The following is a 22,654-nucleotide window of genomic DNA, read 5'->3' on the forward strand; positions in this document are numbered from 1 at the left end:
CCGGGCGAGCCGACGGGCGAACGCCGAACATCCATCCAGGATGCCCGAGTTTGGCCTGATCTTGACGGGTCTCGGACACATCCGGTGCGGTCGAGGCAGTGTCCTAAACACACATCACTCGGTTAGATGAGTGTGGACACCAGAACGCCTCGGTTCGACGAGCAACCCGCCCTGAGCATGACCAAGGTGGACAGCGACCCCGCGCAGGTCATCGTCAACCACGCCAGCTTCCGGGTGCAGCTCGCCCCGGGCCAGCGCGCACGGCTGCGCGGTGCCCCCGCGGAAACGGCCCGCATCCCCGCCATGAGCGGCGCCGGCGGCGGCCGCAGGCGGGCACCCGTCGTCTGGAGCGGCAAGTCCGCCCCCGGCGACCCCGGCGCGACGGGCCTCCTCCAGGCCGTGCGCAACTCCACCGCCGGACACCTCGACGCCGGACTCGGCGCGCCCCCCGGCGGCGGGCTCGGCCACGAAGCGGGCGCGACGCAGGTCATCCCGCTCCTGGAGGAGACGCAGCCCAACCCCGTACTGACCGCACCCCACCAGCCGGGGCGCACCGGCGGCCCCCTGCTGCCGCCCATGCGGCAGGCCGTCGGCGCGTACGACGACCCGCTCGCCGGGCCCGACGGCCCCGGCGACGACTACGACTCCCCGGAATCCGCCGAAGCCGCCGACGACCGCGCCCGGCGCGGGACGGGCGACCCCGTCCGGCACGCCTACTACCCGGGCCACCGGATGAACCTGGGCGTCGTCCTGCTCCCCATGCGGGTCCTCCTCGGCTTCATCTCCATCTACGCCGGCATGGGCAAGCTGTCCGACCCCGTCTACTTCGACGGCGGCGAACGCGGCTCGATGGTCAAGTGGCTGACCTCCCTGCACCCGTGGGCGGTCGCCGAACCCCTGCGCGACTTCGCGCTCTCCCACCCGGTCGGCGCCGGACTGACCGTCGCCTTCCTCCAGGTCGTCGTCGGCGTCCTCACCGTCCTCGGCCTCTGGCAGCGGGTCGCCGCCGCGTTCGGCGCGCTGCTCTCCGCCGCGCTCCTGGTGACGGTCAGCTGGCGCCAGGTCCCGGTGTACGACGCCCCCGACATCATCCTGCTGGCCGCCTGGAGCCCCCTGATCATCGCGGGCGCCCCCGTCTACTCCGTCGACGGCCGGCTCGCCGGGGAGGCCTGGCGCAAGCTCGGGCCCCGCTCGGAGATCTGGGACCTGCGCCGCCGGGTCCTGCGCCGGGGCACGGTCGTCGCGACCGTCGTCGTCGGCCTCACCCTGCTCATCGGCTCCATCCTCGGCGGCGCGGTCCGCTCCACCGAGGTCGTCACCGTCCCCGGCCGCAACGGCAACCCCACCAACCGCCTCCCCGGCATGCCGCTGCCCCAGGAGTCCACCGGCGAACGCCAGGCCTCCCGCACCCCGGAGCAGCAGCGGCAGCCCGAACCCAGCCGCTCCGGCGAGGCGAGCACCCCCGCCACCGGCCAGGTCACCCCCGGCGCGACCCGCGACACCGGCGGCGGCCAGAGCACCGGCTCGGGCACCCAGCCCAGCGAGACCCAGGGCACCGGCCAGGAGCCCCCGCAGCAGACCACCCCGCAGCAGCCCCCGGCCGCCACCAGCGCCGGACCCACCTCGTCCGGCTCCACCAGCGGCGACGCCTCCACGGGCGGCGGCGAAGAGCCGGCCCCCACCGGCGGCTCGACGTCCTCCGGCGGCGAGGGATCCACCTCGGGCGGCGGCGGCCGGAACCCGATCGGCGGCCTGCTCGGCTGACCCGTACATACGCCGAGGGCGGCGCCCACCCGGTTCTCCTGCCCGGGTGGGCGCCGCCTTTCGTGTGCGTGCGTACGAGCGGCTGTCAGGCCCCCTGGGAGCCGAGCTCGCGGGCCGCCTCGGTCAGATCCTTCGCGGTGTCGATGGCCCGCCAGTACGCCCCGTTCGGCAGCGGATACCCGGCCAGGCGGCGTTCGCGGGCGAGCCGGGGGAACGTGGTCCGCTCATGGTCGCCACGGTCCGGCAGCAGCTTCGTGAACGCGGGCGAGAACACGTACACCCCGGCGTTGATCAGATACGGGGACGGCGGCGACTCGATGAAGTCGGTGATGTGCCCGAACGCGTCCGTCTCCACCGCACCCCACGGAATGCGCGGCCGGGCGAGGGCCAGGGTGGCGGTGGCGTCGCGCTCCGCGTGGAAGGCCGCCATCTCCCGCAGGGAGAAACGGGTCCAGATGTCGCCGTTCGTGGCGTACCACGGCTGATCGGCGTCGGGCAGGCGCTCGGCCGCGTACCGCAGCCCGCCGCCGCGCCCCAGCGGCTCGGTCTCCACGACGGTGGTGACCCGGAGCGGCAGGACGGCCTCCTCCAGCCACTCCTGGAGCACCTCGGCCAGGTGCCCGCAGGAGACCACGGCGTCGGTGACCCCCTCGGCGGCCAGCCAGGACAGCTGATGGCCGATGATCGGAGTCCCGGTCCCGGGGATCTCGACCATCGGCTTGGGGCGGTCGTCGGTGTACGGCCGCAGCCGCGACCCCTGGCCACCGGCAAGGATCACGGCCTGCGTCGGATACGTATGCATGGCAGGCACGATATGCGGTGCCCGCCGACGGGAGGCGGCGCTCGACGCGACCGCCTGCCGTCGGGCTCAGCCTCCGGGGCTCAGCTGAACTGCGCGACGCCCGAGGCGAACGAGGTGTCGCAGACGGGCCGGGAGAAGCGGTGCGCCCGGGTCGGGCCGTACTGCTCGACGGCCGCCTTGCCGAGCGCCTTCGCGATCGACATGCAGTGACGGGCGAGCGACGGACGCTGCTCGACGGCCCGCTGGAGACCGGTGAGGGCGGTGCCCGGGTCCTTCTCCTGGAGCTCCACGAGCAGCTTCTCGCGCAGGACGTCCTGCGGGGCGTGCGGCTTCGCGGGCTTGGACACGGTCTCCGAGGAGGCGGCCAGCAGCTGGGAGTCCTTGTCCGACGCCGCCCACGGAACGCTGGTGACCGCGAGGGTCCCGGACAGAACCATGACGACGGGCAGGACGAGAGCGAGGGATCGGCCGATGCGGCGCGCGGTGTGGGTCACGCAGCGAGCGTAGCGGCCGGTGATGACTTGGCGACAATTCGTCACCCTCGCGGGGGATGGTTCGACGCGCCCTTTCGAATACGAGGTTGACGACCCGGGGTGAAATGCCCCGTGTGCCGGGGTATTTGACGCGGCGCGCTGCCGAAACCCAAACCTGCCGGGACCACGCAAACGGCCCCGCGCCGCCGGGCGTTGCCGGCGGACGCGGGGCCGTGCGGACGGCAGGGGCGGGTCAGTTGGTGAGCCGCTCGCCGGTGGAGGTCGCGAAGACGTGCAGCTCGTCCGGGCGCGGAACGACGTGCAGCTCGGTGCCCTTCTCCGGGACGGCGCGGCCGCCGACGCGGACGACCAGGTCCTTGTGCTCGCCGCCGACCTGGGTGGAACCGTAGACGAACCCGTCGGCGCCGAGCTCCTCGACGACGTTGACGGAGACGGCGAGACCGGCCGGCTCGTCCGAGGCGTCCTTGGTCAGCGACTTCGCGGCGGCGCCACCGTGCTCGACGATGTCGAAGTGCTCGGGCCGGATGCCGACCGTGACGGTGGTGTCACCGCGGTCCGCGGCGGCGGAGAGCGCCTCACGCGAGACCGGGACGACGCTGTTGCCGAACTTCACGCCGCCGTCGGTGATCGGGACCTCGACGAGGTTCATCGCGGGCGAGCCGATGAAGCCGGCGACGAAGAGGTTGGCCGGGCGGTCGTACATGTTGCGCGGCGAGTCGACCTGCTGGAGCAGCCCGTCCTTCAGCACCGCGACCCGGTCACCCATGGTGAGGGCCTCGACCTGGTCGTGGGTGACGTACACCGTGGTGATGCCGAGGCGGCGCTGGAGCGAGGCGATCTGCGTACGGGTGGAGACACGGAGCTTGGCGTCGAGGTTCGACAGCGGCTCGTCCATGAGGAAGACCTGCGGCTCCCGCACGATGGCCCGGCCCATCGCCACACGCTGACGCTGACCACCCGAGAGCGCCTTCGGCTTCCGGTCCAGGTACTCGGTGAGGTCCAGCATCTTGGCGGCCTCTTCGACCTTCGCCCGGATCTCGGTCTTGTTCACACCGGCGATCTTGAGCGCGAAGCCCATGTTGTCCGCGACGGTCATGTGCGGGTAGAGCGCGTAGTTCTGGAACACCATGGCGATGTCCCGGTCCTTCGGCGGCAGGTGCGTGACGTCGCGGTCACCGATGCGGATGGCGCCGCCGTTGACGTCCTCAAGACCCGCGAGCATGCGCAGGGAGGTCGACTTGCCACAACCGGAGGGACCGACGAGGACGAGGAACTCACCGTCCGCGATGTCGATCTCGAGCTGGTCCACGGCCGGCTTCGTGGAGCCGGGGTAGACGCGGGACGCCTTGTCGAACGTGACACTGGCCATGATGGATCTTCTCCTCAACCGGCAGGAACGTGCCGGACGATCCGAGTAGGGAGTGGTCTGGTCCACTGAGGGAACCTGCGGTGACGCTACCTGGCCTTTCCCGATCTGTCAGTAGTCCGGAGCACACGGAAATCGCGGACGGCGGAGGCCCGGCGTTGGTTAGACTGCTCCGGCACGCCTCCTTAGCTCAGCTGGCCAGAGCAACGCACTTGTAATGCGTAGGTCGTCGGTTCGAATCCGACAGGGGGCCCGGCGAAGGCCCAGGACGGAACGCCTCTGACCTGGGCCTTTGTGCTTTTCAAGATCAATTCATGGTGGCGTGGAACCCTGCTCGGGGCTGCATGATCGTCGCCGGTGGACAACCGGTGGACAGGCGTGCAGCAGCGTGCAGAGCGGTGGACAACTCTCTAGTCGCCTGCGGACGATGGCGCGGTCGAACTGGGCGGTCGCCCGGGGGCATCTGAGCTCAACGGCCGGAGGCGCTCTTGGAGGGTTCCCACGAACCGGGCGACCTGCGGTTTGCCTGATGGCGAATCATTAGGTGAGGAGCATCGCCGCAGGGGCGACGAACGGGGTCGCGCTGCGCTTGAACGGGGCGCCGAGAGCCGCCCCCATACCCAGAAGGGGCATGCAGCTCCTCGGTGCGGACCTCGCCGCTTGAGCTGCCTTCCTGTATCGGGTCCGCATGTAACGATCACCGAATGCAGGCACGCTTGTGAATGTGGGTAGCGCTAGAATTTCGTCAAGGTGAGGTCAACAGGATCTGAGCTCCCGTTTCTTGCGGGTAACTTGCGCTACATGGTTTCGATGCGGTGCCATGACCGTGCCGTCGGCCGCTCGGTCATTGTCCTCCTCCTGCTGTCGGGGCTACTCGTCGGGACCGGCATTGCGCTGGATCAGTGGTTGGTGCTGAGCATCGGCGTCTGCGGTCTCATCTCCGGCATCGCGGTCGAACTCTTCTATCGGCCCTGACCTTCGGGCCGGATTCCTGCGGACGTTGGGTGGGTGACTCAGGCGCCTCCCAAGCCCCCTTACTGTCACGTACGGTGTGTGCCCGTTCAGTACGCGGGCGAAGGGCGTGCCATGAATTCGCTGGAGACCCTACGGAGCCACTTGGAGGTCCTGGCCCGATCGGTGGCCGACGCCACCGAGTCGAGCCCCTGCCTCACGCCAGATGAGATCGATGCGTATCGGGCGTGTGGGAACACGGCGGCGGAGCAGGGACCCGGCATGCGTTCGACGATCGTCGCGCACATCGCGGCCGCGCGTCTCGTTTGGGCTTCAAGGGGTGTCGAGAACGCCGTTGCGTTGCTGGAACAGTCGGTGGACGCGTTGGCCGCCGGTTATGAAGGGGCGCAGCGGTCGGCTGTACGGCGGGAGGCGGCGGCTCGGCGTGAGTTCATCGACGATCTGCTGTACGGGGGGGTTGATCTGGAGTGTCTGGCGAAGCGGGCGGAGCGGTTCGGGCTACTGCTGTCCCACGCGCATGCGGTTGCTGTGGCAGGCGGGCCTGCGGTCTTCGATGAGGGGGGTGCCGGTCTACGGCAGGTTGAGCAGGCGGTCTTTCAGCGGTTCGGGGACCGGCATGTACTGCTGACGACGAAGGGCGGGCACCTGGTGTGCGTTGCCCCAGGTGATCGGGGCGACGTGCTCGCCCACTTCGCGAAGCACGCGCATGCGGCCACGGACGGCGCCCAGGTTGCGGTAGGACGTCCCCACCCGGGCCCCGGTGGTGTGCGGCACTCGTACGAGGAGGCGCTTGCCGCTCTCGATCTGGCGGCGCGGATGCGGCTGGACGCCCCTGTGCTGCGGGCCGCTGATCTGCTCGTCTATTCGGTGCTGCTGCGTGACAGGGCGGCGCTGTCCGACCTGGTGGAGAACACGCTCGGCCCACTGTCGGAGACGCGGGGTGGTGCCGGTCCGCTGCTGGAAACTTTGTCCGTGTTCTTTGATGCGGGCTGCGTCTCGGCGGAGGCCGCCCGCCGTCTCAACCTGAGCGTCCGGGCGCTGACCTACCGGCTGGAGCGCATTCATCGGCTTACGGGGGCGAACCCGGCCGAACCGGGACATCGTTACAAGCTCCAGGCCGCTGTGGTGGGCGCGCGGCTCCTGAACTGGCCGGATACACGAGGCTGAGAGATCCGCCCGGGGCAGCCAGGGCTGTGCCGGTGGCACGGTTCCGGTTAGGGTGTGAAGAACGCGTCAACAGACGCGAGGTGTGCCGGGAAGTCTGGTCGGCGTCGAAGAGGGCTCTGCCCCCGCTGTTCCGTACTCCCGGAGGTCCCTGTTGTGAGCAACCGTCCGCGTCTGCCTTTCCTCGGTGTTCTGCCGTGGCCCGAACGCCAGGCTGTCGCCCGAGCTCTGCGCACCGAGACGGTCGGCGGGCTCGCCCTTCTCGGCGCCGCCGTGGTGGCGCTGGTCTGGGCGAACAGCCCGTGGCAAGACGTCTACCAGCAGGTTCGTGACTTCCACTTCGGGGTGCCCGCGCTGGGGCTCGACCTATCGGTCGGGCACTGGACCGCAGACGGGCTGCTCGCGGTGTTCTTCCTGATCGCGGGCATCGAGTTGAAGCGCGAGCTGGTCTCGGGCGAGCTGCGTACACCGGCAACGGCGGCCCTGCCGGTCGTCGCCGCCGTCGGCGGCATGGTGGTGCCGGCGGCCGTCTATCTCGCGGTGGTCGGCGCCGGAGGGGGATCGCGCGAGGGCTGGGCTGTGCCGATGGCTACGGACATCGCGTTCGCGCTCGCCGTCCTGGCAGTCATCAGCACGCATCTGCCCGCCGCGCTGCGGGCCTTCCTGCTCACCCTCGCGGTGGTGGACGACCTGGGCGCGATCATGGTGATCGCGGTCTTCTTCACCAGCGACCTGAACCTCCTCGCGCTGGGCGGTGCCGTGGCGGGGCTGGCCGTCTTCTACCTCTTGCAGCGCCAGCGGGTGAGCGGCTGGTGGTGGTACGCGCTGCTCGGCGTCATCGTCTGGGCGTTGATGTACAACAGCGGCGTCCATGCCACGGTCGCCGGCGTGGCGATGGGTCTGATCCTGCGCACTACGCCGGACGAGGGGGAGAAGGCGTCGCCCGCAGCACGGACCCAGCATGCGCTGCACCCGTTCTCCGCCAGTGTGGCCGTCCCGCTGTTTGCCTTGTTCGCCGCCGGTGTCGGGGTCTCCGCAGGCGCGCTCGGGGACGTGTTCAGCCGCCCGGAGACGCTGGGCGTGGTGCTCGGCCTTACGGTCGGCAAGACGGTGGGAATCTTCGCGGGTGCCTACCTGGCGGCCCGGTTCACACGGGCGAAACTGAACCCCGACCTCGCTTGGGCAGACGTCGTCGGGCTCGCGACGCTGGCCGGGATCGGGTTCACCGTGGCCCTCCTCATCGGCGAGCTCGCCTTCCCTGGCACCGCGCTGGGTGACGAGGTGAAGGCTGCCGTGCTGCTCGCTTCGCTGCTCTCCGCCGTTGTCGCGGCAGCACTGCTGCGCCGCCGCAACCGGCTCTACCGGCAGTTGTCCGAGGCGGAGGACGTGGACAGCGATGCCGACGGCATCCCGGACATCTACCAGCGCCCTGGGGCCGGTACGCCGGGTGAGGCCGCCGCCGACGGTCGGCCAACGTCCCGGAACTAAGCGTTGCAGAACGCCGCAAAGTGTCCGGTGCGTAGAACTACCTTTTCACTTAGCGGTCCTGCAGCCGGTGCAGCGTATGCCGACGCCACTCGTCGCCATGTGATCCGCGCCACTAACGATCACGCAAAGCTCGTGGCAGATGTGCCTAACTCCAACGGAACTGGCGTGCTCCTGATCGTCGCCCGGCTCGTGATCGCCGGACTCGTCTTCTCCGCCTGGTTCGGACTGGCGCAGTCCCGCGCGTCCAAACTCGCCATGGCCGTCGTACGGGGAAGCACGATGAAAGGAACTCCGAAGGGCGAGCTCAACCACTTCCACGCGCTGACCGCCCCGCGGCCCGGCTCCTGACGCAAGGGGCCTCACCCTCACACTCTGTGCTGTGAGGGGGAGGCCCCTCCTCCAGCCGTACCTTCAGCCGTCTGTCGGGGACGCGACGAACTGCTGGATCCGCGACGCGGTACGGGCGCGGTCGGGTCCGAACCACACGAAGTGACTCGGTGCAGAGCTAACGACCAAGTCTGCGTGCGGCAGAGCCCGCACCAGTGCCTCTGCGTGGGCGAAGGGCACCGAACCATCCTGTGGCGAGGCCACGACAAGCGCTGGCTGGACGACACTCGGCATCCTCAGTGGCCTTACCCTGCGGAGCTGGTCGAGGTCGTTAGCGAAGCCCGCGCCGGAACGCATGGCAGACAGCAGCGCGACCATCTTGGAGCGCCCCTCCTCGCCGAGATCAGAGAAGGCGTACGTCGGGCTTTCCGTCGTCAGGTCACGCAGCAGGAAGCGGAGTCCGGCCTCCGGGGACTTCCGCAGCAGCGTCCCGGTCAGCCGCCACGTCGCGGCTTCGGTGCGCGGGGAGAACACAAGACGGGCTGCCGCGGCGGTGCGGAGGCCGGGCCAGGGAAGGGGGCCGACCGCGGATTCCAGGACCACGCGCCGCACGAGGTCCGGGTGCCGGGCCGCCATCGCCACGGCCGTCGGGCCACCCGCCGAGATGCCCACACACGCCGCCACGTCCGTGATACCCAGTTGTGAACACAGGTCAGCCGCCGTATCGGCGAACTCCTCGGGCGAGGCCCCGACGGACAGGGGAGTCTTCCCGTACCCGGGACGGGACGGAATCAATAGCGAGCAGCCCGACGCCCGATACGGCTCCTCACCGAGCGAAAGCCCCGCACGCATGTGCCCACCGTGGAAGATCACGACCGTAGTACTGCCGCTTCGGCGCTCCCACCGGTATTCCACCGGTCCCCGACCTGTGCGCAGCCGCTCCGTTGGCAGCTCCGCCCCTCCCTGACCACTCGTACCCCTGGAGTTCACCGACCTACGCTGCCTCACCGCTCGGTCCGGCGCGGCCGTTCCGCACTGTCGACAGCTTGGGCCACCAAGAGTCCCGCCAGGACAGCCCAGAAGAGGGCGCCGTCGAGGGCTGCGGGCCAGCTGACAACTGTGAGGAGTCCCATCGTGATTCCGCCAGCCGCCAGAGCCGCCCGATTGCGTAGTACCGAAGGCATGGTCCTCCGACGGGCCGAGAGCCGTAGAGTCTGCGAGCGGAGGAGGACCACGAGAATGAGCAGCAGAGCGGGCCAGAACAACACAGTGGTCTCCAGGGGTCGCCGGACGAATCGCCGACCAGACTTCCCGGCACACCACGCGGCTGACGCGTGCCCGTCACCCTATACACCAGGTCTGTGCTGCGGCCAGCCTGCTGACGGGGGGCCGCCCCGGTTACCGGTCCGGGAGATAATCTGCCGGCATGGTCAGGTGGCCTCATGTTGACGGCTTGGGCGGCCAGGTTCCTCAAGCAGGGAGCAGGCGAATGCGCCGCGTACGTTACAGGGTGAGGAGCGCTCCGGTCGCCCACCGCCACTCGGATCGCCTCACCGCTTACGCCGTCTGCGAGGCGTCCTGGGGCGGCCTGCTTGGACGATCGGTGCCGTCGCCCGGGACGGAGAACTCAGCTGCTCGGGCTTCCCGAAGCGGACCTTGAGCGTGTGCCGCTGCGTGGGCACTGCAGCGCGGTAGGGGCCCGGTCAGCCTCCCTGACCGGGGGTCCCTTCCGCTCGTTCTCAGGCAGAACGATTCTGCTGTAGTGCCTCGTCCTTCCGGGGCGGCACCATCCTCGGCAGTTGAGGGGGCGTGTCCAGCTTCGGTGCGATCTCTGGGACGGCCGCCAGCTGCTTGCGGGCGTGGGGCACGAGCTGCACGACTTTCTCGGCGGCGTCACGAGCGAGGTCGTCGAGGACGGACTGGTAGATGTCCCGGGTGATCCGAGTGTCGGAGTGGCCAAGAGTCTCCGAGACGACCTTGACGTCGGTCCCGGCCGCGAGCATCAATGTCGCGGCGACATGCCGAAGGTCGTGGAGACGGATGGGCGGCAGGTCGGCCGCCTTCACGAGGCGCTCGAACAAGTCGCTGACCTTCCCCGGGTGGAGGAGAGAGCCGTCCTCCTGGGTGAAGATGCGTCCGGTGTCCTGCCAGCCCTCGCCCCACGCTTCGCGTTCCCGCTGCTGACGGGTCTTGTGGGTGAGGAGACCGTCGTTGGTGTCATCGTCGAGGGCGATCAGGCGGATGCCGCTGTTGGTCTTGGGGGCGCCCTCGTGCACCTCCCAGCCGTCCTGGACGAGCTGGGTGGCGATGGCCAGTGAGCGGGCCTTTGCGGAATGGTCCTCCCAGCGGACACCGCAGGCTTCCCCTCGGCGGGTGCCTCGGAAGGCGATGAGCCGCCAGAGCATGTACAGCCGGTCTCCGGCGACGAAGTCGAGGAAGATGGCAGTCTGCTCCGGGGTCCAGACCATGACCGGTGAGGGCTTCCGGCTGGTCTCCCGCCAGCGGGCGATGCGCTCCTCGGTCCAGATCAGAGCCTTCGGCTTCGTCCCCGGCAGCAACTCGACGTGGGCTGCAGGGTTGAAGGCGGGCATCACCTGCTGGGCAATGGCGACGTTCAGCGCGGCCCGGAGCGTGTTGCGGATGTGTGGCTGCGTGTTCAGTCCGGTGACCCGCCGGAACGGCGGCATGGCGTCGAGCTGGGCGCGGAGCCATCGCCGCCGCGCTCGATTTTCGGCCCCCTTGTTCGGGGTGGCCTTCAGCTCGTCCCTGACCGCCCGCCGCTGGGCGTTCTGCTCCTGGATCTCGATGTTCCGCTCGTTGATGGCGTCGAACATCGTGTCGATGTGGTGGACCCGGAGCTTGTCGAGGCGGAGATGCCCAAGGTGGGGCTTGAGGTGGACCCGGATACTGCACTCGTAACGCTTCGCTCCAGTTCGCCGCAGACGCCTACGCCCGGCGAGCCAGAAGTCCAGCCACTCCGCGACGGTGATCTTGGAGTTGAGCGTCTGCCCGGCTTGGAACCGGCGACGGGTCTCGTCGTAGTCCGGCAGCGGCGTCTTCTCTTTGACGCAGTCCTCCAGCATGTCGCTGATCTGCGTCCTCCCCCAGGCGTCGTCCCTCTCGGGGATCGCCATGAGGGCGCGAACCTTGTCCAGCTCCTCCTGGGCATCGGTGGAGCTCTCGAAGCCGCCACGACGGAACCGCCTGCGGTCGCCGTTCTGGGCGGGATCCAGCTCCTGGAAAACCCCGTACGTCCCATGCCGCCGAGACTGGCGCTTCGGGCAGGAAGCCCCGAGTTCCTTCCCCGTGGTGGGGTCAGTGCACCGGCACCGCCGGGTTATGGTGCCCTTCTTCACTCGTTCTCCTCTGTGTCTGAAGGAGCGTCGGGCAGACCGACGAAGGCGAGTTCGTCCGGAAGGGGCGGGGGCGTGAGCCCGCGCTGACGCATCCGCTCCCGGTACGTGCGGAGCTCTTGGGCGTCTTCGAAGGCGTGCTCCTCGTAGCCGTCGGCGCGCTCCAGCAGGGTGGCCCGGCGGGCCCGGTCCAAGGTGGTGCTGGCCGCTCGACGCCTCTCCCTCGCCAGGGCGTAAGAGGACAGCGCCGCAGTGACCAGGTCACCGTGCACGCGGAAGGCGTCGAGGGCATCGCGAGCGGAGCCTTCCGGGGCAGGTTCCTCCATCGGCAGCTCGCCGGTGAACCACGCGACTGCTTCCCATGTGGGCACCTCCCGCCCTGGGAGGACTTCGACCGTCGCCGAGGCGCCGAGCGGAAAGAGGAGGGCCACCGGGGGGACGCCCAGGACGTCAGCCAGTACGACGAAGTCCGCCACGGTGACGCTTGTCTTACGCCCGGACTCCAGGTTCTTCATGGAGTGCTCGGTGAACTCCGGCAAGCCGCGGTCGGAACAGCCCTGGGCAACTTCGGCCATCGTGAGGCCGGCGGCCTTGCGGGCTGCTCGCAGACCTTGCGCGATTCGGGCAGTGAACGCTGCGGACCACTGATCTGGTGTCATGGTGGCACTTTAAGGCCGAAAAAGGTGCTGCTGCAACTCCGTGATACACCTGTGGTATCACGATGGCGCACTACAACGCGAAGGAAGCATCATGGTGGCACCTGACCCGGCTCGTACGACGCGCGGACTGACGGGCGACGAGCTGCTCGCCCTCCCCGCCGTGATCGACCTCGACACCTCGAACCAGGCGCTGATGATCGGACGATCCACGGGATACGGGCTCGCGAAGCAGGGGAAGTACCCGGTCAAGGTGCTGCGCCTGGGCAACGCCTACCGGGTTGTGACGGCTGACCTGTTGAAGCTGCTGGGTCTGGAGCGCGAGCAGCCCGGCGGCGAGCCGGGAGGGGCTGGAGCCGGAGGTCACGGGCTCGCCGCCTAAACGCCGACGCGCGATCATCGAGCACTTGAGGGGTCGGCATCCCAACCGGGTTCCGCCCGGCCCGGCAGCGGCCCTTCGCCTGGACGCTTCCTTAAAGCTCAGTCGGCGCCGAACTGGTCCTGCATGCTCTTCTCGCTCTTCGTGGTGAGTGTTGCGTTGACCACCGACTCGACACGCTCGGGGGCCTTGTCATACGCACAGCCGATCCCGGTGAGGCATTCCTCCTTGCGCGTGCCCCCGGCGACGAAGAACGTCATGTCCTTCGCGGTGAACTCGGTGACGGCGCCGGACTCGTCGCAGGTGACGCTGCCGACGGGCTGCCCATCCGATGTACGGATGAGGTAGTGCGCCAGGGGGCCCAGCACCACGTCCTCCATGGCGGTCCAACTGGTCTTGAGAGGCACCCTCTTGCTGGTGTAGTCGACGGTGGCCGTACCGGTCACGGTGCCGTCCGAGACTTGCCCCTGCCTGTGTGTCTCCGGGCCGAAGGCCATGTTGTTGATGGAAGCGTTCCTGTCGCTGGATGTGACGCGCCCGTTGTACGGGCCTCCGAGCCGGAAGCTCTCGATACTGCCGCACGCTGGCTTCTGCGCTTCGCTCGGCCTCGCTTCCACAGCTGAGGCGTTGACTGTCAGCGCAACCGTGCAGGCAGTCATGGTGGCGGCGGTAGCCATCCTGAACCGCATACGGCTCTCCTCCTTTTGATCTGTCGATGCCTATACAGCAACAAGATCAACGACCGGACCTGGCAGAGGAAGCGCTTCGGCGGATGACAGAGCCGGTGGCGACGGACGAGGCCCCGGACAGCCGACGGCAGTCCGCCCGATGCTCCAGCGGCAGACGACGCTGCCGAGGACACACGGTAGGTTTGCGCAACTGCGCCGCCGGTCGTGCAGGGGACTCTTCATCCGGCGGGTCATGCGCACCACCGGGTGCAGCCTCCCACCGCACCGCACAATCGAAGCCGAACTCGGCGACTACCTTGCCCGCCACAGGGCCGCCTCTTCGTCATACTCCTGGGCGGACTGCCCGCGCGGATCGATAATGGGACCGATGACTGAACTACACCTGATGACGGCGGAGGAGACCCGCGCGTTCGTCAACGCTGCGCTCACGGACCCCACCATCGACCTGACCACCCCACTAGGAGTGTCGCTCGCGTTCCGCGAGGGCCTGCGAACTGCGGTCCTCGCCTCGCTGTCCCGTGCGGACTACCACCCCGCCGTCGGGGAGGTGCCCGGGATACTGACCTACCGCGATGGCGACCGGGTGCGTGCTGCCAAGCTTTCGCCGGAGTCCGAACTGCTCCTTGCGGCTGTCCTGGACCGGTGATTGCACCGTTCGGGGCGTTCGTCCGCTTCCTCGCTACGCCCACCGACATATCGGCGGGGACTTATGGCTCAGCGCACCGGACCGGCCCCGAGCGAGATGCCGTCGGCGATCTACCCGCAAGCCAGGTCGAAACGGCGCGACGTAGCGACCTACACGTCGCTCGTCCGCACCAGCGCCCCGTGACCGTTCGGCTCGTACGTACGGCCCGTGTTCTTCTCGATCTTCTGAGCGACTTCGGAGGCCAGGTCGACGCCGTTCATCTCCGACAGACCTGCCAGGTAGAGGAAGATGTCGGCCAGTTCCTCTCCGAGGCCGGCCTCGCCCTTGCGCCAAGCGGTGAAGGCTTCACCGACCTCGGCGGTGAGGAGCCCGAACTCCAGTGCTGTGTCCCTGGTGTTGAACCCCTTGACGAGCTTGTTCTCCCAGGCGAGTTTCTGGGCGTCTTCGATTCGCAAGGCTCCTCCAACGGCGGTACAGCAGGTGCTCCAGGAGCCTAGCGGGAGCCGTGTGCCGTCGGGCTGGTTTCGGTGAGCAGTCACCCTGTCGCAGGGAGGGCGAGGGCCGAGGTGTTGATGGTGAGCACGTGGGTGTAGTCGGCGAGTGTGGAGAAGACCGTCTCGTACCCCTTCACCAGGGCGGAGATCTCTTCCAGACCGAATGCCTCACCATCACGTGACAGAAGCCGCTGATGAATAACGGCAGGTGGCGCGGTCAGGTGGATGAGGACGCCGGAGCGCTCGATGACGCTCTCGGCCAGGTCGATCGCCTGGGTCCAGGTGATCCGGGAGCGGCCCCGGTGGAGAGGGCCGTAGACCAACTCGCTGATGAAGCACCGGTCGAAAAGGATCCTCCCTTTCCTGGCGAGGATGGTTCTGTAGCGGCTGGCAAGGTCGAGATGGTCGGGAGTCCTCGGTGAGTGCACTACGGCGAAGCCGTGATGCGTCCCCAGTCGCTCGGCGAGAGTACTTTTGCCGACTCCGTCGCAGCCCTCCAGGACCACGGTCTCGTACCTGCCGGTGATCTCGTCGAGGTTCATACGGTCAGCCAGGGCAGGATGGCCTCGCCGCTGTCGAGGTGGGCGTCGGTGGCGTACTGGACCATGAGGTTGCGCCAGTTGGGCTCGCGGCCATGGGCGTGCGTGAACGTGACACGTGGCTGGAAGGCTGCGATCCGTACGCCGCTGGCCAGTGCCGCACCGATGAGCAGGGCGGTTCCCGGCGGTGTCTCCGGGCCGGAGACGTCAGCCAGCAGTCGAGCAGCCGAGCGCACCGCGGTCAGGTCGGCCAAGGCCCCCGCCAGGGGGTTTGTCGCCGTGAAGCGCTGGGGCACCGTGACGGTGTGGCCGGCTTCGGCACAGGCTTCGGCCAGGTGATCTCGGCCCCAGGTCGTGTACGGCGATGGCTCGACGTACACGTGCGTACCGGTGTCGGGTGGGGAGTCGGTACGGAGGGGCGGACGATTTTGGAGGTCGAGCAGGGCATCGACGGCTGCGTCGAGGGCCGTGTCCGTCTGGGCCGCGTTGCGCGCCCGGAAACCTTGGAACCGCGACTGGTCCGGCGGGGGCGACAGAGTCGGTGGTCCGAGCTTGGCCACACGCACGACTTGCGTGGCCACGGCCTGGATGAGCGGGTCCGGGAATTCGAGATGGGCGCCGGTCTCGGTCATCGAGTAGGTCTGGAAGTCCGTGCTGACCACGATGACAGGAACGTCGGAGGCGGCAGCGTATCCGATTTCCAGGCAGACGCCGTCGTCAAGGCTGGGGCCGTGCAGGATGGCGACCAGGGCGTCGAGGCGGCCTAGGAGATCGCGGTCCAGCTCGAACAGGCGGCGTCCCTTGACCTCGGCGACGAGATTCTCCTCGTCGGTGTCGCAGAAGGGGAGGAAGACGCGATCGGGGCTGATCTTCCCGGCGATCCGGTCGGCGAGGTCTGCGGCGAGAGCACGGTCGTGGGCGGCGAAAAGCCGATGGGCTATGTAGACGGACACAGGGAGAGGCCCCCAAGTCGGAAGGTCACCCGCGTCGGGGCGTGGGGACCGGAAGGGATGGGGCGGCGACGTACCTGGATGCCGCTGCTGTCGCTTCAACCAGGGCCTGAGAGGCCGTGGCACCGCGAGAGCGGTGGGCCAGAAATGTGCCGGCCAGTGTGTCCCCGGCACCAGAGATTTCGTGCGGGAGTTGAGGGGGAGGCATGGCGGAGGCGATCTGACGCCCGAAACTCCGGACTACGGCGGCCCGGGGCCCGTCGGTGACCACCACCTCCGGCAGCGTGCCGCAGTCGATCACCTGCTCCAGGAGCCGGTACTCGGCGGTGTTGAGGAACACAGTGGTCGTCTTCGACAGCCAGGGGGCGGCCGCGCGGATCATCGCCTCCGCGCTCGGCAGGAAGAAGTCCACGCTGAAGTCCGCCGCCAATCCCGCGAGCCGGCCGAGCACCGCCGGCACTTCCAGAGGACGGCGGCAGCAGACGTGGAAGGTGGCGCGCGGATGGGCATTCACGTACGCGAGCGCGTGCTCGGTCAGAGTTTCCGCCACGCCGTATTCCGTACCCACCCCCACCAACTCGCCCTGCGGGTCGTACTCGAGGTCGAAGGCGGTGGATGGGCCGTCAGCCTGGAGTCGCGCCGACCAGTCGAGTATGTCCAGGCCCGGCACCTCGGGGAGATGCGCGAGATCGTTTCCGAGGACGCATACCGGGGCCGCTCGGCGACCGGCCCGCGTCGCCGCCGCGGATACGAACAGGGCCGCCCCGCCGATCCGGGAGCCCCCACGGCCGTCGGGGTAGCGGGTCAGGTCCAGGCTAACGTTGCCGATCACGTCGAGCCGCCCCATGCTCGCCCCCCGGTTCTCTGGCGATCGAGGTCGAGTGCGGGCAGCCGACGACCTTTGTACAGACCGGCCGCCGGTCGCAGAGCTGAGGTGCGGGGCCGTTGAGGTAGAGGCGTTTGAAGTAGATCAGGACGAGATGCACCCACCAGGTCGGCTCCACCCCGGCCGGGATCGTGACCTGGTAGCCGTTGGTCGTGACCAGTGCGCGGAATTCCGCAGAGCGGGCTCGCACCGCCGCCTCAAGGATGTGCCGCATGCGTTCATGCGCCACAGCGCCCGAGGGGAGGGTGATCCCCAGGACGGGCGCCAACTTGGAGACCATGCCGGAATCCACTGGGATGATGCCGCAGTGGTATCCGCGGGCGGTGAGGAGCGCGCACTGGGCGACCTTGTACGAAGCGCCCCGCACCCGCGCCGCGAATTCGAGGACCAGGGCGTCGAGATCGACGGATTCGGCAGTCAGGTCGATTCCCTCCTTCTCCCAGTTACGGAGGAGTTCGGCGAGGGAACGCAGGTAGCCGATCCGGGCTTGAGGCAAGCCGATGGGCCGTACCAACGTGGCCAGTTCGGAGTCCGTGTCCGCGACGAGATCGTCGAAGCCACGGGAGGCCGCCGAGGTGATCACTTCCGCATAGGTCTCCACCATCCGGTACGAGACCCGGGAGGACCATCCGGCGGCAAGCATCCGGACCCGGGGGTCGCTGATCGAGGTCGGCCACCACCGGTTCTCGTCGTGATTCGCCTCGACCTCGGCCCGTACGTCCGGCAGGCCGGCGGCGCGGGCAACCAACCGGTAAGTACGCCGGACCTCAAGCGCCTTCGGCTTCACGCGTTCGATGGTCATGAACCGACTCCAGCAGGGGCTCGGGCAGCCAGAAGCGCTATGGCGAGGTTGGACGAAAGGACCGGCTTCCCGTACCGGTGCTCCAGTTCGGTGATCACCGGCAGGGTGTGCCACCCGGTGCACGACAGGATCACTGCTTCGGCGGCCTCGACGGCGTACTTCGGTAGCTGCTCGACCAGGGCAAGTACCTGGTCCGGAGTGACCTCGGGGTAGCCGTCGACCAGGCCCAGACTCACGTGCGCGAGGACCTCCACTCCGGCCTCGGCGAGCGCCGCAGCTTCCGCTTCGGTCACCGGGGCAGGGTAGGGCGTCACGAGAACCACCCGTGCCACCGCCGCCTCGGTCAGACCCTGCAGGAGGGCATCGAAGGCGCTGACCACGCCACTCGGCAGCGGTGGACCACCGGTGAAGCCCGCCGAGGTGCACGCCAACACCGCAGCTTCGAGCCGAATGTGCGACAACGAGTCCAGCGCTTGAGCCGATGCCTCGCGCAGTCCCTGCCAGAAGGAGGCATCGATCGCTGTTGTCCTGGACGCCGGCACGAGTCGCGCATGGTGGAAGACCGTGTGGCGCAGGCCGAGGAGCGGTAGCTCGGTCTCCACGGCGACATTGGCCCAGGGCAACAACAGCCCTACCCGGACGGTGCGGTCCGCCGCCGCGTCCAGGGCCGCGAGGGTCGCGAGTGTCCCGTCAGGAAGCGGACGCAACGCGTTCTCCAAAGATTACGCGCGGCGAGTGATCGGTGACCACTAGATCACCGGTAGTGCCGAGCGGAACCGCCGCGCCACGCTCGACGACCTGGATGGAGTACGAGCCCAGCCGCCGCCAGTACGTGCCCTCTTCGCTGATGAAGTAGGAGTGCAGGCCGGGCACCCGCAGATCGGTCGGGTAGACCCGTTCCTTCATCGGCTGGTCCCAGGTGAAGTCGATATCCGCCTTCCACGACGCGAAGTGCTCGGCCGACGGCAGTGGTTCCCGTCCGCCGAGCGCGGCGAGCGGGGTCCCGGGGAAGGCCCTCGCCAGGCGTACGTTCGTCCGATGGCACAGCAGGCCAGCATCGAGAATCCCGGCCAGGCCGCGAAGGTTTGCCACATGGGTGCGGTGAGTTTCTCCGGGGAGTCCGTAGATCAGGTTCAGGCCCGGGAGGAGCTTCGGCAGACCGCCCGGCCCGCGAACGGCGCCCGCCTCATTCACGTGCTCCACGGCGCGCATCAGGATCTCGGGCGTGCAGGTGAGGGTGTTGCGCTCGATGACAGCCGGGTCGAAGCTCTCGATGCCCATCGGCGCGCAGTTGCCCTCGGTGCAGAAGTCCGCCACCAGCTTCGCGATCCGCAGCCCGACGGGAGCTGCGACGGCGAGAGGGTCCGCGTTGTCGATGTGGAGCACCTCCAGCTCGGGGCAGCGCTCGCGGATGCCGCCGAGCAGGGTGCGGATCGCGTTCTCGTCCCGCTGACGGTAGGAGAAGAAGCAGGTCTGCTGACCGAGGCGGAAGTTCCGGACGCCGGCGGCGTAGAGCTGGGCAGCTTCGGCGACGACATCGTCGACCTCGCGGAAGGCGGCGAGAGGTGACTTCGTGGGCTCGTTGCAGAAGTTACAGAACTTGCGCCGTGTGCAGCCGCGGTACAGCTCCATCTCTGCGATCGGACGCCAGGGCATCTGTTCGACGAGGCCGGTGAATGAGTCGCGTTCCCGTCGCATCTGCTCGTAGTCGGCCGGGCGCCTGCTACCGAGCAGGAGGTCCCCGGACGTCACGGTGTGGGTGTGGACGGCGTCGAACAATCCGGCGTACTCCGCAGGGGCGGACAAGGCGTAGGCGGACAGCGGACCGAGCAGGTAGCGGCGCCCCCGCGTGCAGGCGAGCGCGCGAGCAATCTCCTCGACCGACCCGTTCACCGCGTGCAGATGGACGGACGGGACCGCGTCTCCGGCGATGACGATCACGACTTCGGCGTCTCGCAGGAGCTGAATGGCGGCGTCCCGGTTGACGGTGGTCGAGTACGTGAGCCGATCGCTCAGGGGCGGTTCGACGGTGGGCTTGCCTCCGGCCAGACACCAGCGGACATCGTCGATGGTCAGGTATCTGACGTCCGCCTCGGGCCGGGCCCGCCGCAGTGCCGACCAGGCGGTCCGGACGTAGGTCGACAGGTAGGGCGGTACGCCGAGGCCGCTCGGTTCAACGGTGAAGCAGTCCAAGATCACTACAGGCTGCATGTGGGTCTCCCTCCAGCGCTGAGGACATCGGCGGTGTTCCAGCGGCGTCCTCGCCGGGAAGGCCGTGGGCCCGCAGCTCTCTCAGTGTCGGTGCTTGCCCGGTTCAGGAGGAGGGAGTGATGGGGTTGTTCGGTTGTACGGAGGTTGTTTTTCCGTGGCTCTGTGTCCGAAGGCTGGGACGCAGGGTGATCCACAAGGCATCATCTACACATGGGCAGTTCAAAGGCGAGCGGCGAGGCCAACACCGCGTTCGCGGCTGTGCTCGTGGAGGCCGGTTGTTCGCACGCGACTCTGGCGCGCAGGGTCAACGAACTAAGCGCGCTACAGGGGGAGGTGTCCCGGTACGACAAGGCATCGGTGAGTCGATGGCTAGGAGGAATGACCCCACGAGGACGCACTCCGGAGTTCATCGCTGCCGCTCTATCGGGTTTCTTAAGCCGACCTGTCTCCCCTGTGGACATCGGCTTCCCTGGGCAGTCTCAGAGGCCCGTCGTTGCAAGGGCCTTGACGTACCGTGAAGATGTGGGTGAAACACTTCATACGCTCGCGGAGCTCGGCTCGACCGACATCTCGCGGCGCAGCCTGCTCGGCGCGGTTCCGTACGTCGCGTCTGCTCTCATGGATCCCCAACGGCAGTGGTTGCTCTGGCTCCTTGAGGACGACCAGGCGCCCCGGCTCGCTGTAGTCGCGGGCAGCGGCCCCATCGAGCAGGTCCAGGCGATGATCGGGATGTTCGACGAGATGGACAACCGCTACGGCGGTGGCGGCGTCCGAGCGAGCATCGTGCACTATCTGAGCACTGAACTCGCCCCGAAGCTCCAGCAGCGCAACCTGCCCGCGCACCAGCGCCGGCTCCTGTACACGTCGGCCGCCAAGCTGGCGGCGATGGCAGGGTGGTGCTCGTACGACTCCGCTGACTACGGACTCGCGGAGCGCTACATGATCCAGGCGCTGCGGCTGTGCGCCGAAGGGGGCGACCGCGTACTCGGCGGTCAGATCCTGGCCGGTATGTCGCACCTCGCCACCGGCCTCGGCAACCCCGCCGAAGGAGTCTCGCTGGCGAGAGTGGGTATCGCGACCGCCAAGTCGGCGGGTAGCCCGCTCGGGCTCATGCGCCTGCACGCCATGGCCGCCCGGGGGTACGCAGTTCTGGGTGATTCTCGGCGGGCGACGGCTTCCCTCCTGGAGGCCGGCAAGGACCTGGAGGCCAGCCACGGTCCCGCCGAGGAATCACCGTGGGTTCGCTTCCTGGACCACCACTATCTCGAAGCCGAAGCCGCACTGGTCCACCGCGATCTCGGCGAAGCGGGGCAGGCCGAGCGTCTCGCCCAGGCCTCCGTCGAGGCGAACGGCGACCGTCGCCGTCGGCAGGCCATCAGCCGCTCTGTGCTCGCGACAGCGTTCCTCCAGCAGAACAGGCTGGATGAAGCGGTTGATACCGCTAGCAACGCCGTGGATCTGCTCGCCGGGGTTCACAGCGAGCGGTCTGTCCAGGCACTGCGTGATTTCCGTACACGTCTTGCTCCTCACCGGGGCGAGGCAGTTGTCCGGGACTTCGAACGGAAGGCCCGGCCGATACTCGGCACAGCAGCCTGAACCGCCGGTCAATACCCTTCCGGCGTCGGTGCGTTCTGGCCTCTGTCGACCGGCAGGTTGATCCCGGTCACCGCCCGCGACTGGTCGGAGAGCAGGAAGGCGATCACGTCCGCCACTTCCTCCGGCCGGACCAGCTCTCCCCCCGGGAACTCGGCACGGAATCGTTCGAAGGCCGCCGGGTCCTGCTGGCGCATTCGGTCCCACCGTTTGCCCGGGATGAGCATCGAGCCGGGCGAGACCGCGTTCACACGGATGCCGTCGTCGGCCAGCTCCCTGGCCAGCGACGACACCATGTGGATCTGGGCGGCCTTCGCTGAGCCGTACTGAGCCTGCGGCCCCGGCTTCCATCCGGAGACCGAGGCCACCACAACGACGGATCCGCCTCCGGCCGCCCGCAGGTGGGGGGTGCTCCCCGCGATCAGCCGAGCGACGTGGCCGACGTTCATCTTCCACGTCGTCGCCCAGTCCTCGGCGGAAGCCTCGGTGATTCCCCGCCCCCGCGCTCCGCCCGCACAGGCGACGACACCGTCCAGCCCGCCCAGGGCTGAGGCAGCCTCTTCCACGAACCGCTCGAGCAGCTCCGGCTCGGAGACGTCCAAAGGCCGGACGAACAGAGGAGCAGACGCGTCGACTGAACGGCGGAGTCCTTCCAACGGCTCGGGCTTCCGGGCGCACGTCGCCACATTCGCTCCCTCGGACAAGAGCAGGCGCACCACGCGTTCCCCCAGCCCCCGGGAGCCTCCCGTCACCACGATGCGGCGGCCTGAAAACCGCCCAACTGCTCGCTGTCCGCGGTGATGCTCTGTGCCCGTCATCCGTACAACCCTTCACCAACCGTGCCAACCTGCATGGCCGAAGACATCCTTCGTGCCCCCTTCTTACCGGGCCGCCGGAGCGCTTCTCTTATGGCGTACCCGGTCCGGGGGCAACCGTGCAGTCGGCGAGTAGCCGGGCCCGGTCCCTCGGATCCAGGTAACAGCAGCCCCCCCCGGGACACAGGTCTTTCACTGCACAGCTGCCGAGCCCGGGGCAGACAGTCCCCACCACGAAGCGAGCGAGAGCCAGCGAACGCACCC

Annotated in this window: 24 protein-coding genes and 1 tRNA gene; 10 read left to right on the forward strand and 15 right to left on the reverse strand. The window is 68.6% G+C overall.

What is annotated here, in order from left to right; genetic code table 11:
- Positions 1-126: 126 nt before the first annotated feature.
- Positions 127-1,764, forward strand: a complete 1,638-nt coding sequence (locus A3Q37_RS13145) for a DoxX family membrane protein (RefSeq protein WP_255311799.1) — start codon at positions 127-129, stop codon at positions 1,762-1,764.
- An 85-nt stretch (positions 1,765-1,849) separates the two neighbouring features.
- Here the strand turns inward: A3Q37_RS13145 and A3Q37_RS13150 are convergent, their stop codons facing one another.
- The 3 genes from A3Q37_RS13150 to A3Q37_RS13160 form a co-directional block, all read right to left on the reverse strand.
- Positions 1,850-2,566 (reverse strand): nucleotidyltransferase family protein, encoded by a 717-nt coding sequence (locus tag A3Q37_RS13150; RefSeq protein WP_065482900.1) that lies wholly within the window; start codon positions 2,564-2,566, stop codon positions 1,850-1,852.
- Between the two features lie 80 nt (positions 2,567-2,646).
- Complete coding sequence (locus A3Q37_RS13155; protein ID WP_065482903.1) at positions 2,647-3,060, reverse strand: hypothetical protein; 414 nt, start codon at positions 3,058-3,060, stop codon at positions 2,647-2,649.
- 232 nt (positions 3,061-3,292) lie between these two features.
- The gene (locus A3Q37_RS13160) at positions 3,293-4,429 is read right to left on the reverse strand and encodes an ABC transporter ATP-binding protein (RefSeq protein WP_032781274.1); all 1,137 of its coding nucleotides are present in this window, start codon (positions 4,427-4,429) and stop codon (positions 3,293-3,295) included.
- Between the two features lie 176 nt (positions 4,430-4,605).
- Between A3Q37_RS13160 and A3Q37_RS13165 the strand changes: the two genes are divergently transcribed.
- From A3Q37_RS13165 to A3Q37_RS13185, 5 genes are all read left to right on the forward strand, one after another.
- Positions 4,606-4,679 (forward strand) — tRNA-Thr (locus tag A3Q37_RS13165).
- 548 nt (positions 4,680-5,227) lie between these two features.
- Positions 5,228-5,401 (forward strand): hypothetical protein, encoded by a 174-nt coding sequence (locus A3Q37_RS37225; protein ID WP_176711407.1) that lies wholly within the window; start codon positions 5,228-5,230, stop codon positions 5,399-5,401.
- A 111-nt stretch (positions 5,402-5,512) separates the two neighbouring features.
- Positions 5,513-6,565: a CdaR family transcriptional regulator gene (locus A3Q37_RS13175; RefSeq protein ID WP_065482909.1), complete on the forward strand. Its 1,053-nt coding sequence runs from the start codon at positions 5,513-5,515 to the stop codon at positions 6,563-6,565.
- A 153-nt stretch (positions 6,566-6,718) separates the two neighbouring features.
- Positions 6,719-8,050 (forward strand): Na+/H+ antiporter NhaA, encoded by a 1,332-nt coding sequence (gene nhaA, locus A3Q37_RS13180; protein WP_065482912.1) that lies wholly within the window; start codon positions 6,719-6,721, stop codon positions 8,048-8,050.
- 132 nt (positions 8,051-8,182) lie between these two features.
- A complete protein-coding gene (locus tag A3Q37_RS13185) occupies positions 8,183-8,398 on the forward strand; it encodes a hypothetical protein (protein ID WP_141693564.1) in 216 nt (71 codons plus the stop codon).
- Positions 8,399-8,461: 63 nt separating this feature from the next.
- Here the strand turns inward: A3Q37_RS13185 and A3Q37_RS13190 are convergent, their stop codons facing one another.
- The 3 genes from A3Q37_RS13190 to A3Q37_RS13205 all read right to left on the reverse strand — a co-directional run bounded on the left by A3Q37_RS13190 (position 8,462) and on the right by A3Q37_RS13205 (position 12,389).
- The gene (locus A3Q37_RS13190) at positions 8,462-9,385 is read right to left on the reverse strand and encodes an alpha/beta fold hydrolase (protein WP_369691451.1); all 924 of its coding nucleotides are present in this window, start codon (positions 9,383-9,385) and stop codon (positions 8,462-8,464) included.
- 731 nt (positions 9,386-10,116) lie between these two features.
- Positions 10,117-11,733, reverse strand: a complete 1,617-nt coding sequence (locus A3Q37_RS13200; protein WP_065482921.1) for a site-specific integrase — start codon at positions 11,731-11,733, stop codon at positions 10,117-10,119.
- Entirely contained in the window at positions 11,730-12,389 is a 660-nt protein-coding gene (locus A3Q37_RS13205) for a helix-turn-helix domain-containing protein (protein WP_065482924.1), read from the reverse strand. Before A3Q37_RS13205 ends, A3Q37_RS13200 begins: the two co-directional genes overlap by 4 nt.
- 91 nt (positions 12,390-12,480) lie before the next feature.
- On the opposite strand from A3Q37_RS13205, the gene A3Q37_RS13210 reads away from it, so the two are divergent.
- Positions 12,481-12,768 carry a hypothetical protein gene (locus tag A3Q37_RS13210; RefSeq protein ID WP_065482927.1) on the forward strand — a complete coding sequence of 96 codons (288 nt, stop codon included), beginning with the start codon at positions 12,481-12,483 and terminating at the stop codon, positions 12,766-12,768.
- 98 nt (positions 12,769-12,866) lie between these two features.
- On the opposite strand, the gene A3Q37_RS37475 is transcribed toward A3Q37_RS13210, so the two are convergent.
- Complete coding sequence (locus A3Q37_RS37475) at positions 12,867-13,211, reverse strand: hypothetical protein (protein WP_218064552.1); 345 nt, start codon at positions 13,209-13,211, stop codon at positions 12,867-12,869.
- Positions 13,212-13,269: 58 nt separating this feature from the next.
- On the opposite strand from A3Q37_RS37475, the gene A3Q37_RS37480 reads away from it, so the two are divergent.
- Both A3Q37_RS37480 and A3Q37_RS36795 read left to right on the forward strand, forming a co-directional pair.
- Entirely contained in the window at positions 13,270-13,473 is a 204-nt protein-coding gene (locus tag A3Q37_RS37480; RefSeq protein WP_218064553.1) for a hypothetical protein, read from the forward strand.
- 348 nt (positions 13,474-13,821) lie between these two features.
- Positions 13,822-14,100, forward strand: coding sequence for a hypothetical protein (locus tag A3Q37_RS36795; RefSeq protein ID WP_141693566.1), 279 nt, complete (start codon positions 13,822-13,824; stop codon positions 14,098-14,100).
- 149 nt (positions 14,101-14,249) lie between these two features.
- Here A3Q37_RS36795 and A3Q37_RS13230 read toward each other — a convergent pair whose 3' ends face one another.
- From A3Q37_RS13230 to A3Q37_RS13260, 7 genes are all read right to left on the reverse strand, one after another.
- On the reverse strand, positions 14,250-14,555 hold the full coding sequence (locus A3Q37_RS13230; RefSeq protein WP_065482940.1) for a MazG nucleotide pyrophosphohydrolase domain-containing protein: 306 nt from the start codon (positions 14,553-14,555) through the stop codon (positions 14,250-14,252).
- Between the two features lie 80 nt (positions 14,556-14,635).
- Entirely contained in the window at positions 14,636-15,136 is a 501-nt protein-coding gene (locus A3Q37_RS13235) for a hypothetical protein (protein WP_065482943.1), read from the reverse strand.
- Complete coding sequence (locus tag A3Q37_RS13240) at positions 15,133-16,086, reverse strand: nucleoside 2-deoxyribosyltransferase (RefSeq protein ID WP_065482946.1); 954 nt, start codon at positions 16,084-16,086, stop codon at positions 15,133-15,135. The genes A3Q37_RS13235 and A3Q37_RS13240 overlap by 4 nt, the downstream gene beginning before the upstream one ends.
- A 25-nt stretch (positions 16,087-16,111) precedes the next feature.
- Positions 16,112-16,930: a PfkB family carbohydrate kinase gene (locus tag A3Q37_RS13245; RefSeq protein ID WP_065482949.1), complete on the reverse strand. Its 819-nt coding sequence runs from the start codon at positions 16,928-16,930 to the stop codon at positions 16,112-16,114.
- On the reverse strand, positions 16,899-17,771 hold the full coding sequence (locus A3Q37_RS13250; protein WP_065482951.1) for a hypothetical protein: 873 nt from the start codon (positions 17,769-17,771) through the stop codon (positions 16,899-16,901). Before A3Q37_RS13250 ends, A3Q37_RS13245 begins: the two co-directional genes overlap by 32 nt.
- Entirely contained in the window at positions 17,768-18,478 is a 711-nt protein-coding gene (locus A3Q37_RS13255; protein WP_065482954.1) for an aspartate/glutamate racemase family protein, read from the reverse strand. Before A3Q37_RS13255 ends, A3Q37_RS13250 begins: the two co-directional genes overlap by 4 nt.
- The gene (locus A3Q37_RS13260) at positions 18,462-19,982 is read right to left on the reverse strand and encodes a radical SAM protein (RefSeq protein ID WP_065482957.1); all 1,521 of its coding nucleotides are present in this window, start codon (positions 19,980-19,982) and stop codon (positions 18,462-18,464) included. Before A3Q37_RS13260 ends, A3Q37_RS13255 begins: the two co-directional genes overlap by 17 nt.
- 522 nt (positions 19,983-20,504) lie before the next feature.
- Between A3Q37_RS13260 and A3Q37_RS13265 the strand changes: the two genes are divergently transcribed.
- Positions 20,505-21,578, forward strand: coding sequence for a hypothetical protein (locus A3Q37_RS13265; RefSeq protein WP_255311800.1), 1,074 nt, complete (start codon positions 20,505-20,507; stop codon positions 21,576-21,578).
- A gap of 8 nt (positions 21,579-21,586) precedes the next feature.
- On the opposite strand, the gene A3Q37_RS13270 is transcribed toward A3Q37_RS13265, so the two are convergent.
- Entirely contained in the window at positions 21,587-22,393 is an 807-nt protein-coding gene (locus A3Q37_RS13270) for an SDR family NAD(P)-dependent oxidoreductase (protein WP_065482964.1), read from the reverse strand.
- Positions 22,394-22,654: the final 261 nt, after the last annotated feature.

The sequence above is a fragment of the Streptomyces sp. PTY087I2 genome, from assembly GCF_001687325.1.
In the GTDB taxonomy this organism is placed as follows: domain Bacteria; phylum Actinomycetota; class Actinomycetes; order Streptomycetales; family Streptomycetaceae; genus Streptomyces.